Raw genomic sequence first — 16,625 nt, 5'->3', positions numbered from 1 at the left:
CCCCAAACAACCCCATCTCGCGAATCACCGCCAGCTCCCCCTCCGTCTCAACCCGCTCGGCAATCAACGGCAGATCAATACTGTGAGCAGCCCGCTGTATCGCTTCGATAAACAGCCGCTTGTCACTTTCCTGATCAATCGCGCGAATGTAGCTGCCATCAATCTTCAGGTAAGCCAGCCCCAACCGCGACAAGTTGCCAATCATGCTGAACCGCCCACCAAAACGCTGCAGGCTCAAGGAGAAACCGAGCTCGCGCAACTGCCGGGTCACCCGCTCCAGCACCGCTTGCTCGGGCAGTTGCTCTTCACCAATCTCCAGGGTCAGGCGCGACCCGAGGTTGGAATGCGCCCGCAGGATTTCAAAGACCTTGTTCAACGCCTGCGGATCGGCAAGCGTGGCGGAGGACAGGTTCAACGCCAAGGACTGCTCATGCCCAGCCATCTGCTTGAACACCTGTTCAAGCATCAAGCGGTCCAGGCGCGCAGTCCAGCCGAAGCGCTCCAACCACGGCAGGAAACGCCCGGCGGGGATCGTCTGGCCCTGCTCGTCCAACAGCCGCGACAACACCTTGTAATGCAGCACCATCTGAGTGTCCTGGGCCGCCACCACCGGCTGGAAGTACAGCTCGAAGCGCTGATGGCTCAAGGCCTGGTCGAGCAGCGTGTGCCAGGCATGGTGATCATCACCGACACTGGCCGAGGCACTGTGGTCCAGGCAGGCCCAGCCCGGTTCGCCCTGGCTTTCGGCCTGGGCCAGGGCCTGGTCGCCGAGCTGGAGCACCGCTTGCGGCGAGTCGCCATGGACGAACGGCGCCAGCCCGATGGAGGCCACCGAGGCCACGTCAGTCGCGCCGGTGGCATGCAGGCTCGCCAACGCGGCTTCGAGGTTCTGCGCCAATTGCAGCGCTTCCTCACGCACCAGCCCCGGGGCCAGCACCGCGAACTCGCCGCCGCGAATACGCGTGACCAGGTTGTGGGTTTCCGGGTAGCGGGCGCACTCACGCTGCAATTGCTCGCCCACGGCCTTGAGCAACTGATCGGTGCGCTGGCCGCCCAGCCGCTGGTTCAAACCGGCCAAATCCTTGACCCGCAACAGCAGCAGGTAACCGGAACTGGCCTGCTCCGGGTTGCTCACCCGGGCATTGAGCTGCATTTCGAAATAACGCCGGTTGGCCAGGCCCGTGAGGTTGTCCTGGTAGGACTCGACCCGCAGTTTCTCGCTGCGCTCGGCCTGTTCCTGGAACAGCGCCTTGAGCTTCTCGACCATCTGGTTCATCGCCTGCACTACCCGACGCAGTTCAGGCGTGCGCGGCAGCTCCGGCAGGCTCAGGAATTCACGGCGGGCAATGGCGTGGGACTGATGCACCATGTAGTCCAGCGGCTTGAGCTGGCGACGCAGCAGCAAGGCCCCCAGCACCGCGCTCACGGCGCCGCACAGCAGCAGCCAGCCCAGGCTGCCCAACGCGCTCTGCCACAGCTTGGCGAGGGCGAACATCGGGTGGCTGACCACTTCGACCCGCGCCGCCTGCTCCCAGCCGCGGCTGACGATGGCATCGCCACCGGCCGGTTCCAGGCCGATCAGCTTGACGAACCATTGCGGCACACTGCCGGCGTCCGGTGTACCGGTGCGCTCGACCAGGGTCTTGTCGGTGGCCACGTCGACCACGCGAATGCTGGCGTAGTAGCCGCTGTCGAAGATCGAGCTGACCATCAATTCCACCATCGCCGGGTCGTCGATGTTCGGCGTTAACGACAGCGCCAGCGCCGTGGCCGCGTCCTGGGCGTGGGAGCGCAACTGGTTGACGTATTGGGCCCGCGAGCTTTCCAGGCTGACCATGAAGCTGCCGCTGAAGGCAACCACCAGGAACAGACAGATAGCGATCAACAGCTGTTTGAACAAGGACATCTGAGCGCGCGCTCCTAGTTAGTCGTCTCGACCGGAAAACCTTCGGCCTGCATTTTTTTCAACACGTCCTGCCACCGGGACAGGCGCTTGGTGTCACCCACTTTCTTGTTGCCCTTGGCGCCCGGCAGCCACAGCCCTTCGGCATTGAAAGAGTAGACCGGGAGCAAGTCGGTTCGCTGGCTGGCCGGCTGGATACCGTCGATCAGGCTGTCGAGGACCAACGGCATCGCCTCGGGCGTGGCGTAATAGGTGAGCACCATGTGCGCACGGTTCTGCCGCAACGCCTTGACGTAGGTGATGCGCAGCTTGTCACTGGACACCCCGAGACGACGCAGGCTGAAATACTTGGCGATGGCGTAGTCTTCACAGTCGCCGGCGCCCTTCCACAAGGCCTGGATCGGCGTCTCCCAATAGTCGACTTCACGCCACAGGTCGATGTCTTCCACGTAGCGCACCTGTTTGTTGAAAAACAGGTTCACCACTTTGAGCTGTTCCAATTCGGGGATCTGCTTCTGAGTCGCCAGCAGTTGCTGCCACGCGTCGATCCGCTGCTGCCCTTCGCCCAGTGGCCCATATAACGCTTGCGCCCGCCGGCTGATCTGCGCAAAGTCCCAGTCGGCTTGCAGGCCGCCCAGCATCACGCCGGCCAGCAATAGTGCCGAACACAGCCAACGCAAGGACCTGAGGACTGGGAAAGGTGCAGCCAAGGGAAATACGTCCGAAAAGGGCCGTTGGAAATTCGTTGGATGGTGAAGCCTGGCCGGGCAAAAAACAATGGCAGGTTGCAATCACCGCAAGCAGACTAAACTTTAGTTCAGGAACCGGGGCCGCGAGATTTTGACGGCTTGGCAATCTGTAACTAACGTTGGCATGGATCCAATTTTCGTTACTACCCGTTCAGGTGTTGTCGTGACAAAGAAGCCCAAACCGCTCAGCACTATCCAGGTCAACGGTCCCGTCCCTGCCGATCAGGCGCGGTCGATCATCGAAAGCTCCGTGCGCGAGGCCATCCTCGACGGGCGCCTGCCCAGCGGCACCGCCCTGCGCCAGCAAGAGCTGGCCGACCTGTTCGGCGTGAGCCGCATGCCGGTACGTGAGGCGTTGCGTCAGCTCGAAGCACAGTCGTTGCTCAATGTCGTCCAGCACAAAGGCGCCGTGGTGGCCCCGCTGATTACCAACAATGCGGTCGAGACCTACGCCTTGCGTGCGGTCCTGGAAGCTTTCGCCTTGCGCTTGTCCATCCCCCTGCTCGATGACGGTGACCTGGCGCTGGCAGCCCAGTACATCGAACAGTTGGAGGCACAAACCGAATACGCTGAAATCGCCAAGCTCAACCGGCTGTTCCATATGTCGCTTTACCACAAGGCACCCAACAGCAAACTGCTGGACCTGATCGAACACGAGCTCAATGAAGAAGAGCGCTTTTTGCGTTTTCATCTTTCGTCCAGGGGGTTGGGCGAGCTGACCCAGGAGGACCATCGCGACATCCTCGCTGCCGCGGCGGCCAGAGATATCGAGAAAGCGGTCGCCTTGGTGGAGAAGCATCTGGAAAACGCCTCCATCACCATGCGTCGGTACCTGGAACAGCCGTCGAAGCCTTGATCCCACGCCCGCGCTTCGTCCGGCGTAAAAATTTCTTACATATCCTTCCAACTCACTTGTCGCCAGCGCGGCGCGGCCTGACCGTGGCCGCGATTCGTCGCCCCATCAGTCCAATGGCACTGCCATCGATTTGGGCTCACTCTTGCGCTTGTCGATTCAGACCTGAAGAAGTCAACGCCTGGCCAAGGCCAGACGAATCGAAGCCAATACGCAAGGAGCGTCGTCCAACCGGCGGGATGATCGGAAGTCCGACCGATGTCCTGCCCCTAATAAAAAACTTCTTACTCCCCGATTCCTGAAGTGCTCCGAGTGAGGCATTCACTCGAACTATTCGATTCTGATCTCGCTAAATCGGAAGGAGCTTCTTCGCCCCAATAAAACTTACATAAAAAGTTTTAAAAGCCCTCTTCGCGCTCAATAAAACTACAACTTCAAATAATTAAAAAAACACTTGCCGCTTACTTGTTACATGTATTAATTTTTTATTCGCCGCGTTACCAGCGGCCCTTTCTAGGCACTAATACCCCAGCAAACACAGGCATCAAAAGCTGGAGCAACAATAAAAGAGAATACTTAACCCCCTTGGGTAATTCATGCATTCCGGTTCAGGCACCCGCTCGCCTTCACTAACTAACGAGCCGCCTTCCGGACATAACATCATTGATGAGGACGTTCCAATGCAGCCATCCAAAGAACAACTATCCCTGAAAAAGCATGAACTTGGACAGCACCCGGTTTTTTCCGAGATTACATCAATCGATCTGTTACGCCGTTTCATGGAAAGCCATGTCTTTGCCGTCTGGGACTTCATGTCGCTGACCAAGCGGCTGCAACGCGAGCTCACCTGTGTCCACCTGCCTTGGCTGCCGCCAGCCGACCCCCACGCGGCCCGCTTGATCAATGAAATCGTGCTGGGGGAAGAGACGGATGACCGCCCCGGCGCAGGCTACTGCAGCCATTTCGAACTGTACCTGGACGCCATGCGGGAAATCGGCGCCGATACCCGTGCAATCGAGCAGTTCATCACCCTGCAGCAGGAAGGCGTCAGCCCCGAGACCGCGCTGGACAGCGTCGAGGTCGAGCCGGCGGCGGCGCGGTTCGTCCGCCAGACCTTGCACACCGCCCTGCACGCCCCGGCCCACAGCGTGGCCGCCGCGTTCGTGCATGGCCGCGAGAGTGTCATCCCGCAGATGTTCCAACGCATGTTGGACGCCTGGGGCATTGGCCTGGATCAGGCTCCGACCTTTCGCTACTACCTGCAACGGCACATCGAGGTCGACTCCGAGGACCACGGGCCGGCGGCAGAGAAACTCTTGGCGCGGCTGATCGATGGCGACCCGCAGCGCGAAACCGAGGTGCTGGCCGCCGCGCTCGCCGCCGTTCACAGTCGCGCGGCCTTGTGGGACGGCCTGCGCCAGAGCATGGCCCAGCCGGTTGCACAGGTGATGCCATGAACGCCGTCGAATACCAATCCTTCGCCGACGCCTGGGAAACCCGCGCCACGATCCGTACCCGGCCACGGCGCCGGGTCGAAGACGACGACAAGCTGATCTTCCCCATGAGCCGCCAGCCGCTGGTGCACAGCCAGACCTTCCTCAGCCACTGTGCGCAACTACGCGACTTCGTGCTGGTGCAGAGCCTCTACAAATTCATCAATGACGTGGTGATTTTCGAGACCGAACTGGTGGACCACACCGCCCGGCGCATCGCCAAGAACCGCTTCGGCATCGAGTTCCCGTTCGCCTGCCGCTACGACGCGATGACCGTGGTGGTGGACGAGGATTACCACGCGCTGGTGGCGATGGACTTCATGCAGCAGACCATCGACATGACCGGCATCGAACCGATCCCGTTGCCTGGGCAGATCGAACTCAGCCGCGCCATACCGGCGACCCTGGCCGAGGCGCCAGAGCATCTGCTCAGTGCCGTGGAGCTGATCTGCATCGCCATTGCCGAGAACACCGTGACCAACGAAGTGGCCGCCTTCGCCCGGGACGACTCGGTCAAGGCCTCGATCAAGGGGCTGATGGCCGATCACTTGCTCGACGAGGGCCGGCACTCCGGTTTCTGGACGCGACTGGTGCAGATCTACTGGCGCACCGCCCCCGAAGAGGACCGCGCGCAAATTGCCCGCCTGATGCCCGGTTTCATCGCCCAGTACCTGGCGAGCGACCTGCAGCAAGCATTCGACTTCGAGCTGATCGCGCACCTGCCCGTCGACGAATCGGTGCGCCAGTCGCTGCGTGAAGACGCCAGTGCGCTGGCGTATCCCATCAATCGTTTTCACCCCTTGGTGGGCAACATCACGCGTTTTTTCCGCGGCAGCTCGATGCTCGCGTCCCCCTGCGTACGCGATGCCCTCGCTGATTATCTGACCCCATGAGGACCTTTCCATGAGACGCCTCGACATTGCAGTGCCTGGCACCAGCCAGGCCATGGCCGAACTGGCCCGGGAATTGGAGCAGCACGGTCACGCGGTGGTGGACCTGCAATCGCCGGTCGCCCTGTTGATCGACGACGGTACGACACCGCGCGTCATTGAAGCCCGCTCATGCCTTCAGATCCGCGTGGCGCTGCGCTCGCTGCCCGGCGAGGCATTGCCGCAACCGGTGCTGTTCTTTCGCGACGGTGCGCAGCGGCTGTTGTGCCGGGAAGCGATCGCACCGCAACGCGATGGCAACGGTCAATCCTTGCGCCTGCGTACGCTGGCGACGCTGGTCGAAACCGGCGCCCGACTGGTCAGCCAGTTGTCCCGGGATGAGACCTGCTTCGATCACTGGCCGACGGTACACGCTGACGCCGTTGACCAACCCCTGCTCGGGCTCGATGCGCTGGAGCCGCTGGCCTTCGAGCACAGTCTCAATCGGCCACCGGTGCCCTGGCTGCTGGCCGCCGCCGACGTGCCGGTGATGCACAGCATTGAACAGCGCCTGCTCGATGACGCGACGCAACCGGCCCTGTGGGTCGATGGGCAATTGATCGATTACAAATCCTTGCGCCGCCTGGCGCTGAGGTTGCAGCAGCCGATGTTGGAAATACTGCACCGAGCAGAACATGAGAAAGGAGCTATTGAAGAACCTGTGGGAGCAAGGCTTGCCCGCGATGAAGACGCCGATGCTCTCAAGCAAACCGCGTCATCGTTCATCGGGGGCAAGCCTTCCTCCCACAGGACTTGCTCCCACAAGGTAATCGGCGTGTGCCTGCCCAAATCCGCGCACCTGTACGCGGCGATTCTGGCGGTGCTCGGCTGCGGCGCGGTGTACCTGCCGCTAGACCCGCAGCATCCGGCGCAACGTCGGCGCTTTATCCTGGAAAATGCCCAGGCGGACCTGCTGCTGCACGACGGCGACAGCGACTTGGGCGACCTGATGCTGCCAACGCTGAACATCCATCAGCTGCCAGCGCCCAAGCCAGGCATCCCGGCCTCGTTGATCCGCCGCACCGTGGATGGCGACGAACCGGCCGTGGCGATCTACACCTCCGGCACCACTGGCCAGCCCAAAGGCGTGTTGCTCAGCCACCGCAACCTCAGCCATTTCTGTGCCTGGTACGGCGACCACGTCGGGTTGCAGCGCGACAGTCGGGCGTTGCAGTTTTCCACCATCAACTTTGACGCGTCGCTGCTGGATATCCTGCCGACCTTCATCCACGGCGCCCTGCTGGTGGTGCCCAGCGAAGACCAGCGCCGCGATCCGCAACAATTGGTCGCGTTGATACACCAACAGCGGGTCAGCCACGCCTTCCTGCCGCCTGCGCTGCTGAGTGTCATGCCCCTGGCGACGCCGTTGGGCCTGGCGCACCTGGTTACCGGCGGCGATGTCTGCGAGCCGTTCGTGATCGAACAGCTCGCACCACAATGCCGGTTCCACAACATCTACGGCCCGACCGAAACCACGGTGCTGGCGACCACCCGGCAATTTGGTGTCGGCGACAACAACCGCAACCTCGGCGTGCCCATTGCCAATGGTCGGGTGCTGATCCTGGACGAACAACTGCAACCGGTTCCCCAGGGTGTTACGGGCGAGCTGTACATCGCCGGCCCGGGCGTCGGCCTCGGCTATCTGAATGACCCCGCGCTGACCGCGGCGCGTTACTTCAACCTGACGCTGCCCACCGGGATAGCGCTGCGGGTCTATCGCACCGGCGACATCGGCCAGTGGACCGACAACGGCATCGAACTGTGTGGCCGTCGCGATAACCAGGTGAAGATCCGTGGCTTTCGGGTCGAACCCGAGGAAATCGAACACTGCCTGCGGGAAAGCCAGTTGTTTCGCCAGGTGGCGGTGGGGGTCGATGAACGGCGGCGGATCCTGGCGTTCCTGGTTCATCCCGAACAAGAGCGCCCCGGCGCCGCTCTCCAGGCCTTGCGTGAGCATGTACAGAACAGCTTGCCCAGCTACATGCACCCGGCCGCCTACATCGAATTGCCCAGCCTGCCCTACACCAGCAACGGCAAGGTCGATCGCCGGGCGTTGCTCGCCATGGCGGTGCAGGTGCACGTCGACGGCCAGCGGCGCCCGCCGCAGAACCCCTTGGAGACACTACTGCAGCAACTGTGGGCCGAGCTGCTGGAGCTACCGGTCGACGACATCGCCACCGATGAAAGCTTCTTCAACCTCGGCGGACATTCGATCCTGCTGTCACGATTGCTGCTGAGCATTCGCCAGGCGTTCGGCCGCAGCCTGTCGATCAACCGCTTCATCGAAGCGCCGACGCTGATGACCTTGGCGAAGTTGCTGGACGACCCCGAGCAAGGCAGTGCGTCGAGCCTCAGCCCCCAGGCCTTCATCGATGCCGAGGCCGAGCTCAACCTTGACCCGCTGCCCATCAGCCAATGTGGCGATGTGCGCAAGGTGATAGTGACTGGCGCCAACAGTTTCCTTGGCGTGCACATCGTCGAAGCGCTGCTGGCCTGGGGTGCCACCGAAGTCGCCTGCCTGGTGCGCGCCAGCGCTGAACAGAGCGCGGCCGAGCGTTTCTCCCAGGCCCTGCGGGACAATCACCTGACCCATCTGGACCTGGACCGCGTCAGCGTCTACGCCGCCGACATCACCCAAGCGCAATTGGGCTTGCCGGACGACGTCTATGCCCGCATCGACCGCACCTTCGGCGCGCTGGTGCACAACGCCGCCCACGTCAACCATGTGCTCGACTACGAGTCGTTGGCACGGGACAACGTGGAACCGATTTTCGAGTGCCTGCGCCTGTGCGAAGGGCGCAGCAAGAAGATCTTCAATTTCGTCTCCACGCTGTCCGCCTCCAGTGCCCTGGATGCCGACGGTCAGGTGCTGGAACAGCCGGCCGCCGAGACGCCGCCGATCTACATCAAGAACGGCTACAACCTGTCCAAATGGGTTGGCGAACGGATCCTGCAACGGGCCCGGGATCGCGGTGTGTGGGTCAATCTGTTCCGCCCCGGCAACATCAGCTTCAACAGCCTGACCGGGGTCTGCCAACCCCACAAGAATCGCTTGATGCTGATGCTCAAGGGCTCGATCCAGCTCGGCCAGGTGCCGGACCTCTCGCTCAATTTCGACCTGATGCCGGTGGACTTCCTGGCCCGCTTCATCGCCTTCCACGCCAGCCGCTACCAGCCCAGCCAAGCGGTGTTCAACCTGCACAACCCGCAACCGTTGAGCTGGGACGCTTATGTGGCGTCGTTCCGTGACAGCGGCCGGGAATTTTCCCTGGTGAGCATCGCCGAGTGGCAACGGCAATTGGCTCGGGTCGATGCCGACAATGCGTTGTTTGGCGTGCTGGGTTTCTACCTCAACGGCTTCGAGGAAGACATCGGTGACATCTCACTGATCAGCCACGACAACGCCCGCGCCGGCGTGCGGCAAATGGGCGCCAGCTACCCGGAAAAATCCCCGGCCCTGCTACGCCGCGGCGCCGAGTACCTCAAGGCCATCGACTTCATCTGAAACACCCTCAACCCAAAGCAAGGAGCAAGACCATGAGTGCATTTCAACCCGACACCCTGATCAAAAACCCACAAGCCTGCCAGGTCGAAACCTCGGTGGAGGTCGCGGCCGATGCGGCGCGGGTCTGGGACGTGGTGGGTGATTTTGGCGGCTTCAACCGTTTCATCCCGGCCCTGGAGCGCATCGAAATGACCGGCGAAGGCGTGAGGTCCCTGCGCAAGAAGTTCTTCGTCGATGGGCAGAACCTGGTGGTGGAACAGCTCAACAGCCGTGACGACCAGGCCATGCACATGACCTGGACGCTGATCTACAACACCCTGGGCATCGACAACCTGTGGGCGGCCATGCACGTCGAACCCTTGGCGGATAACCGCTGCCGCGCCACCTGGACCATCATCGCCGACCACACCGACGCCCATACACCGTCAGGCTTCCGGGATTTCCTCCAGGGCTTCGCCGATGAGGCGATGGGGAATGTGCAGGGGATGTTCAAGTAGCGCCCATCCCTTGTGAGAGCGGGCTTGCTCGCGAAAGCGGTGGGTCTGTGCCGATGATGTCGACTGGATGGCCGCCATCGCGAGCAAGCTCGGCTCCCACAGTTTGGTTCTGGGATGGACGCAAGATCCAGGCTCACCGCAAATCCCCTGTGGGAGCGAGCTTGCTCGCGATGGCGTCAGCCCAGGCAACCCGCACCCGTGGCGAGGGAGCTTGCTCCCGCTCGGCTGCGCAGCAGTCGTAAAACCGGCCAATGCGATAAGCCTGTAGACCGGCTGGGGCCTGCTGCGCAGGCCAGCGGGAGCAAGCTCCCTCGCCACAGGGGATTGGGTCGGCTTGCGACCGGGTCAGATCTTGAAGCTGTCCACCAGTTGCTTCAGGCGATTGGCCTGTTGGGACAAGGCATCGCAGTCCTTCAGGGTTTCATTGAGGTTGGCCACGCTTTGCTGGTTCAGCAGGTTGATGTGGCTGACGTCCATGTTGAGGGTTTCAACCACGGCGGTCTGCTCTTCGGTCGCGGCTGCAACCGACTGGTTCATGCCGTCGATCTCGCCGATGCGCTGCGTCACGCTGACCAGTCGCAGGCCGGCCTGGTTGGCCACTTCCACGCTTTCTTCGCTAGAGGTCTGGCTGGCGTTCATCGTGGTCACCGCTTCACGGGAGCCGACCTGAAGCGAGGTGATCATCTTGTGGATTTCTTCCGCCGACTCCTGGGTGCGGTGCGCCAGGTTGCGCACTTCATCGGCCACCACCGCAAATCCGCGTCCGGCTTCACCGGCACGAGCCGCTTCGATGGCCGCGTTCAGCGCCAGCAAGTTGGTTTGCTGGGAGATGCCCTTGATCACATCCAGGATGTGCCCGATGTTGTCGGTGCTGGCGTTCAGGGTTTCGATCTGGGTGCACGAGAGGCTGATCTTCTGCGACAGCTCGGTCATGGCCTGGATGGTTTTTTCCACCACCTGGCGACCGTCATCGGCCTGTTCGCTGGCACCGCTGGCCTGTTGCGAGGCATCGGCGGCATTGCGGGCGATTTCCTGGGTGGCGGCGCCCAACTGGTTGATGGCCGCCGCCACACTGTTGGTGCGGGCGCTCTGCTCATCCGAGCCGACGAGCGAAGCGTTGGAGGAGGTCATCACTCGCTGCGACAGGTCATGCACCTGGCGCGTGGCGGAAGACACTTCCGCGATCGACGCGTGAATCCGCTCCACGAACTGGTTGAACGAACCGCCCAACACCGCGAACTCATCCTTGCCCTGCACCACCAGGCGCCGGGTCAAGTCGCCTTCGCCCTGGGCGATGTCCTGCATGGCACGGCCCATGGTGGTCAACGGGCGCATCAGCACCTGGATCAACAGGCTCAGCAGCAAGGCAATCGCCGCCACCGCGACAAACATCGCGATCAGCGCCGACGTACGGAACTGGCTCAACGGCGCGTAGGCCTTGGCCTCATCAATCGACAGGCCGATGTACCACTCGGCGTTCGGCAGGCCGGTCACCGGGGTGAACGAAAGGATACGGTTCTGGCCGTTCAGCTCGACCTCCTGGATACCCTTGCCAATGCGCACCGGCGTACCTGGGTAGATGTCCTTGAGGTTTTTCATCACGTGGTCCTTGTCGGGGCTGACGATCACCTGACCGTCGCCACTGACCAGGAACGCATGGCCAATGCCACCGAAGTCCACGGAGTTGATGATTTTCACCAGGGTTTCCAGGCTCAGGTCGCCGCCCACCACGCCAAGCAATTCGCCGTTGTGCTTCACCGGCAGGGCCACGGTCACCACCAGGCCACCCACCGCCGCCAGGTAGGGCGGGGTCAACATGGTTTTATCGGCGCTCACTGCCTGCTTGTACCAAGGGCGCTGACGCGGGTCGTAGCCGTCAGGCATTTTGGCGTCCGGGCGTTGAGTGAAGACACCGTTGGCCTGGCCCACATAAGTGAATTGGAAGTTCGACGTCAGCGCCGGCTGATCCACCAGCCCCGGCAGATCTGCAGCAGTGCCCTGATGCGCGATGTTTTGCGCCAGGTTTTCCAATACCAGGATCCGCCCACTCATCCAGTTCTGGATGCTGCTGGCCGTCAGGTCGCCGGATTGCTCGATGGACGACTCCAGGCTGCTACCGATGGTGTTGCGCTGCAAATAATCGTTGTAGAGCGTGAACAGGGCAAAAGCCAAAACCACCACACCAGAGGCGGCAAGAAGGATTTTGTGGCTGAACTTTAGATTCATCGATGGGGCTTCTCATGCAAGGAGTGGGGGTGCATTCCAGGTTGCAACGTTCCATGTAACAGCGCGGGCAGTCTTGTCACTTGCTCCACTTTGGTGCACGCATATCCACTCTGTCGGCAAGCTTGTACAAATAATTAGGCATTTGTACAAATAGGCGACGGGAGGCTCGCCGGGTCGAACGGTGGTTGCAAATTCGCCGGCGGCTGATGACAATGCGACACGTTATCATTCGTAACATCCAGGCCGTCGCGTCCATGTCATCTCCCGAGTTTGCAGTACAGGCGCTCTACAGCCAGCATCACGGCTGGCTCAACACATGGCTGCGCACCCGCTTGGGCAATGCCGCCGATGCGGCCGACCTGGCCCAGGACACCTTCGTGCGCCTGTTGCAGCGTAGCGAACGCCCAGAGCTTCGGGCCCCACGCGCCTTTTTACGCACCATCGCCCAAGGCCTGGTGATCGACCATTGGCGGCGGGAAGAAATCGAACGCGCCTACCTTCAAACCATAGCGCACCTGCCGGAAGCCGAAACCCCCGGCGCCGAAGCCCAGGCCTTGATCCTGGAATAGCTCGAAGCCATTGCCAGGATGCTCGAAGGCCTCAAGCCGAAAGTCCGCAAGGCCTTTCTGTTGGCCCAATGCGAAGGCCTGACGTACAAGCAGATTGCCGAACAGATGGGCATTTCGTTGCGCTCGGTGGAGCGCTACGTCGCCGATGCGCTGTACCACTGCTACGTGTTGCGCTATGAAAGCTGAGCCGGCGGATCACTTGCAGAGCCGCCGCAACGGCCCGTCGCAACAGGTCGTGAGGCAGGCGATCAACTGGCTGCTGCGCCTGCGCAACCACGCCACTCACCCCAGCCTGCGCCAACAGTGCGACACCTGGCGTGCCGCCCATCCTGAACACGAGCTGGCCTGGCAACGGGTGCAATCGCTGCACAGCGAAATAACCTCGAACCTGAGGGCCGTGCCCGGTGCCCACATCGCCCTGGACACCCTGGAAAACAGCGCCCAGCGCCTCAGTCGTCGCCAAGCCCTGAAGCTGCTGTCGGGCGTCGCCCTGATGGGCGGTGCGGCGTGGCTGGGCAAGGACCTGGGCTGGCAGTCGTGGAATGCCGATTTCGCCACTGCCACCGGTGAGCGCCGAGGGTTCCAATTGCCAGATGGCACGCGGCTGGAACTCAATACCCACAGCGCCGCCGATCTGGATTTCACCGCCCAGCAGCGCCTGATCACCCTGGCCCGCGGCGAAATCATGGTCACCTGTGGCCGCGACCCCGGGCGCCCACTGCTGGTGAAAAGCCGCCATGGGCTGTTCGAAGGGCTGGAGGGGCGTTTCGTCGTGCGCCAGGACAGCGATTGCACACGCCTGAGCGTCACCAGCGGGCGGGTGGTTATCCGTTCGCACCCAAACAGCGATGGCTCGCCCATCCAGGTGGAAGCCGGGCAAAGCTACTTGATCACCGCAGCGACAGCGACCCTGGCGCCACCGCTGGACATGGACGCAGGGGCCTGGGCCGACGGGTTGATCGTCACGCGCAACATGCGCCTGGCAGATTTTCTCAACGAAGTAGGCCGCTACCGCCCAGGCTATCTGAACTGCGCAGCGTCGATTGCCGACCTGCGGTTGTCGGGGGTTTTCCGCTTGGAGGACACCGACAAGTTGCTCGCCGTCCTGCCACGCACGCTCCCGGTGCAGATCCGCTATCGAACCCGTTGGTGGACCACGGTGGAACGCCTGGCCTGATTTTTTTTGGCGGGTTTCAGGCCGGCGTCCGGCTAGGACAGTAAGCAACCCTTATCGGCCTTCAGCGACTCCAACGGAACCTACAATGACTGAGCGCGTACTTCTCAAGAACCCCTTCGGCTTCTCTTCGCAACCGGGCCTGTTGCGCCAGGCCATTCATGCCGCGCTGTTCTCCACGGCGCTGGGGGTCAGCGTGGTGCCGATGCTCGCGGTGGCCGCACAAGACGGCGTGACCGCCAGCCGCCAGAGCTACAACATTGCCCCCGGCCCGCTGAGCGATGTACTGAACCAGTTCGCCCGCCAAGCCGGGATCACCCTGGCCAGCACCCCGGCGCAAACCGGCGGCGTCCAGTCACCGGGGCTCAAGGGCGAATACTCGCCCGACCAGGCCCTGAACCAGTTGCTCAGTGGCTCGGGACTGGTTGCCGTCAGCCAGGATGGCAGCAGCTACGTGCTGCAAACCGAGACCGCTGGCAGCACCCTGGAACTGCCGAGCACCGACATCAAGGGCTTCGCCCTGGGTAACGCGCTGGGCAGCATGGAAGGCTACAACGCCACCCACAGCCAGGTCGCCACCAAGACCAGTACCGCCCTGCGGGAAACCTCCCAGAGCGTCTCCGTGGTGACCCGCGAGCAAATGGACGACCAGGGCGCGCAAACCGTGTCCCAGGCCATGCGCTACACCCCCGGCGTGCTGACCAACCCCTACGGCGCCACCCATCGCTACGACTACGTGGCGATGCGCGGCTTCAACGACGGCTCGGTGGATAACATCTACCTCGACGGCCTCAAGTCCATGGGCGACAGCGGCACCTACAGCTCCATCCAGGTCGATCCGTATTTCCTCGAGCGAGTCGATATCCTCAAGGGGCCGTCGTCGGTGCTCTATGGCCGCAGTTCGCCCGGCGGCCTGGTGGCGCTGACCAGCAAAAAGCCCCTGTACGAGGCCTATCACCAGATCCAGGCCACGGTCGGCACCCAGGGCCAACGGGGCATGGGCTTTGATTTCAGCGGCCCGGTGGATGACGACAAACGCATCACCTATCGCCTGGTCGGCCTGGCGGACACGTCCGATACCCAGTTCGACCACAACAAGGAAAAGCGCTTCGCCCTCGCGCCCACGGTGAACATCGACTTCAGCGAAGACACCTCGCTGACGCTCCAGGCCTACCTGCAGCATGACCCCGACGGCGGCTACCACGGCGGCATGCCGGCCGACGGCACCTTGCATCAGCGCAACGGCCGGCGAATCTCCGAAAACTTCTTCGAAGGCGAGCCGGGCGTCGACGGTTACGAACGCGACCAGCAGTCGTTCGGCTACCAGTTCGAGCACCGTTTCAACGACGTCTTCACCGCCCGGCAGAACTTCCGTTACCTGGACTCCGACGTCACCACCGATCAGGTCTATGCCTACGACTGGACCACCCCCACCAGCAACGAGCTGAACCGCTATTACACGGGCGCGGAAGAAAAACTCCACGCCTTCATCGTCGACAACATGCTGCAGGCCGAATTCTTTACCGGCGCGACCAAGCACACCGTGCTGATGGGCGCCGACTACCAGCGGCGCAAAACCGTGGTCGACTGGACCAGCGGCAGCCTCGCGCCGATCAATGCCTTCGACCCGGTCTACGGTAACTCGGCCATCACCTACTACAGCCCCACCAGCTACCTGCGGCGCCTGGAGCAGACCGGCGTGTACCTGCAAGACCTGATCGAAATGGACAAATGGCGCTTCTCCCTGGGCCTGCGCCAGGACTGGGTCCAAACCTCGGATGAGAACCGCATCGCCGAGTTCGGTCGCCCGGCAGGCACCGAGATCAACGACAAACGCACCAAGCTCACTGGCCGGGTCGGTGCGCTGTACCTGTTCGACAACGGCCTGGCGCCGTACATCAGTTATTCCGAGTCGTTCAACCCGAACTCCTATGCCGACAGCGCCGGCAATCCACTGGCGCCCACCGATGGCAAGCAATGGGAACTGGGCCTGAAGTACCAACCACCCGGCACCGATGATCTCTACACCGCTTCGCTGTTCCGCATCGCCCAGGAAAACCTCGCGACCAAACTGCCCCAGGAAAACTTCTACCGCGCCGTCGGTGCCGTACGCTCCCAAGGCCTGGAACTGGAAGCGCACCTGCAGTTGACCGAACAATTCAAGGTGCTGGGCAGCTACACCTTCACCGACATCGAATACTCGAAATCGATGGTCAGTACCCTCAGCCCGCCCACCAACATCATCGAAAACAAAGGCAACTCACCGACCCAGGCTCCGCGCCACATGGCCTCGCTCTGGGCTGACTACAAGTTCGACAGCGGCGCTCTCGATGGCCTGCGCCTGGGCGGCGGCGTGCGCTATGTCGGCTACAGCTGGGCCGATGCGGAGAACACCATGAAGGTGCCGTCCTACACACTGTTCGATGCCTCGGTGGGGTATGACCTGGGCAAGGTCGGCTTGAAAGGCGTGGATGTGCGCCTGAACGCGAACAACCTGACCAACGAAACCTACGTCGCTTCGTGCGCCAGCCTGAGTTATTGCTACATGGGCGAAGAGCGCAATGTGGCGGCGACGGTGAGTTACCAGTTCTGACCTGCTTTCAATCATGATTCATTCCCCGTGGCGAGGGAGCTTGCTCCCGCTGGGCTGCGCAGCACCCCCAAAATAATTCCGTAGCTACCCCACCCACCCGGCGCCACCGACCGCGCCCCGCGTGGATAGGCGGA

General features: G+C 62.2%; 10 protein-coding genes and 1 pseudogene. 8 read left to right on the top strand and 3 right to left on the bottom strand.

Annotated elements, in window-relative coordinates; genetic code table 11:
• Together lapD and lapG are read right to left on the bottom strand one after the other, a co-directional pair.
• Positions 1–1,906, bottom strand: a 1,906-nt coding sequence (gene lapD, locus HGO40_RS26040) for a cyclic di-GMP receptor LapD (RefSeq protein ID WP_250965379.1), incomplete at its 3' end; no start/stop codon positions are given.
• 14 nt (positions 1,907–1,920) lie between these two features.
• On the bottom strand, positions 1,921–2,613 hold the full coding sequence (gene lapG, locus HGO40_RS26035) for a cysteine protease LapG (protein ID WP_250965378.1): 693 nt from the start codon (positions 2,611–2,613) through the stop codon (positions 1,921–1,923).
• Positions 2,614–2,815: 202 nt separating this feature from the next.
• On the opposite strand from lapG, the gene HGO40_RS26030 reads away from it, so the two are divergent.
• From HGO40_RS26030 to HGO40_RS26010, 5 genes are all read left to right on the top strand, one after another.
• Positions 2,816–3,508, top strand: coding sequence for a GntR family transcriptional regulator (locus HGO40_RS26030; protein ID WP_250965377.1), 693 nt, complete (start codon positions 2,816–2,818; stop codon positions 3,506–3,508).
• Positions 3,509–4,185: 677 nt separating this feature from the next.
• Entirely contained in the window at positions 4,186–4,962 is a 777-nt protein-coding gene (locus HGO40_RS26025) for a DUF3050 domain-containing protein (RefSeq protein ID WP_250965376.1), read from the top strand.
• Complete coding sequence (locus tag HGO40_RS26020) at positions 4,959–5,891, top strand: diiron oxygenase (protein WP_250965375.1); 933 nt, start codon at positions 4,959–4,961, stop codon at positions 5,889–5,891. Before HGO40_RS26025 ends, HGO40_RS26020 begins: the two co-directional genes overlap by 4 nt.
• 10 nt (positions 5,892–5,901) lie before the next feature.
• Entirely contained in the window at positions 5,902–9,432 is a 3,531-nt protein-coding gene (locus HGO40_RS26015) for a non-ribosomal peptide synthetase (protein WP_250965374.1), read from the top strand.
• 32 nt (positions 9,433–9,464) lie between these two features.
• Positions 9,465–9,929 (top strand): SRPBCC family protein, encoded by a 465-nt coding sequence (locus HGO40_RS26010; protein ID WP_250965373.1) that lies wholly within the window; start codon positions 9,465–9,467, stop codon positions 9,927–9,929.
• A gap of 345 nt (positions 9,930–10,274) precedes the next feature.
• Here the strand turns inward: HGO40_RS26010 and HGO40_RS26005 are convergent, their stop codons facing one another.
• On the bottom strand, positions 10,275–12,155 hold the full coding sequence (locus HGO40_RS26005) for a methyl-accepting chemotaxis protein (RefSeq protein WP_186709998.1): 1,881 nt from the start codon (positions 12,153–12,155) through the stop codon (positions 10,275–10,277).
• A gap of 254 nt (positions 12,156–12,409) precedes the next feature.
• Between HGO40_RS26005 and HGO40_RS26000 the strand changes: the two are divergent.
• The 3 genes and pseudogenes from HGO40_RS26000 (at position 12,410) to HGO40_RS25990 (ending at position 16,491) form a co-directional block, all read left to right on the top strand.
• Positions 12,410–12,910, top strand: a pseudogene (locus HGO40_RS26000) (sigma-70 family RNA polymerase sigma factor).
• Positions 12,900–13,901: a FecR domain-containing protein gene (locus tag HGO40_RS25995; protein ID WP_250965372.1), complete on the top strand. Its 1,002-nt coding sequence runs from the start codon at positions 12,900–12,902 to the stop codon at positions 13,899–13,901. Before HGO40_RS26000 ends, HGO40_RS25995 begins: the two are co-directional and overlap by 11 nt.
• A gap of 85 nt (positions 13,902–13,986) precedes the next feature.
• The gene (locus HGO40_RS25990) at positions 13,987–16,491 is read left to right on the top strand and encodes a TonB-dependent siderophore receptor (protein ID WP_250965371.1); all 2,505 of its coding nucleotides are present in this window, start codon (positions 13,987–13,989) and stop codon (positions 16,489–16,491) included.
• Positions 16,492–16,625: the final 134 nt, after the last annotated feature.

Source organism: Pseudomonas sp. CG7, assembly GCF_023701885.1.
GTDB classification, from domain to species: domain Bacteria; phylum Pseudomonadota; class Gammaproteobacteria; order Pseudomonadales; family Pseudomonadaceae; genus Aquipseudomonas; species Aquipseudomonas zanjanensis.
The sequence above is the reverse complement of the archived record's forward strand: the minus strand, read 5'-3'. Positions and strand labels throughout refer to the sequence as shown.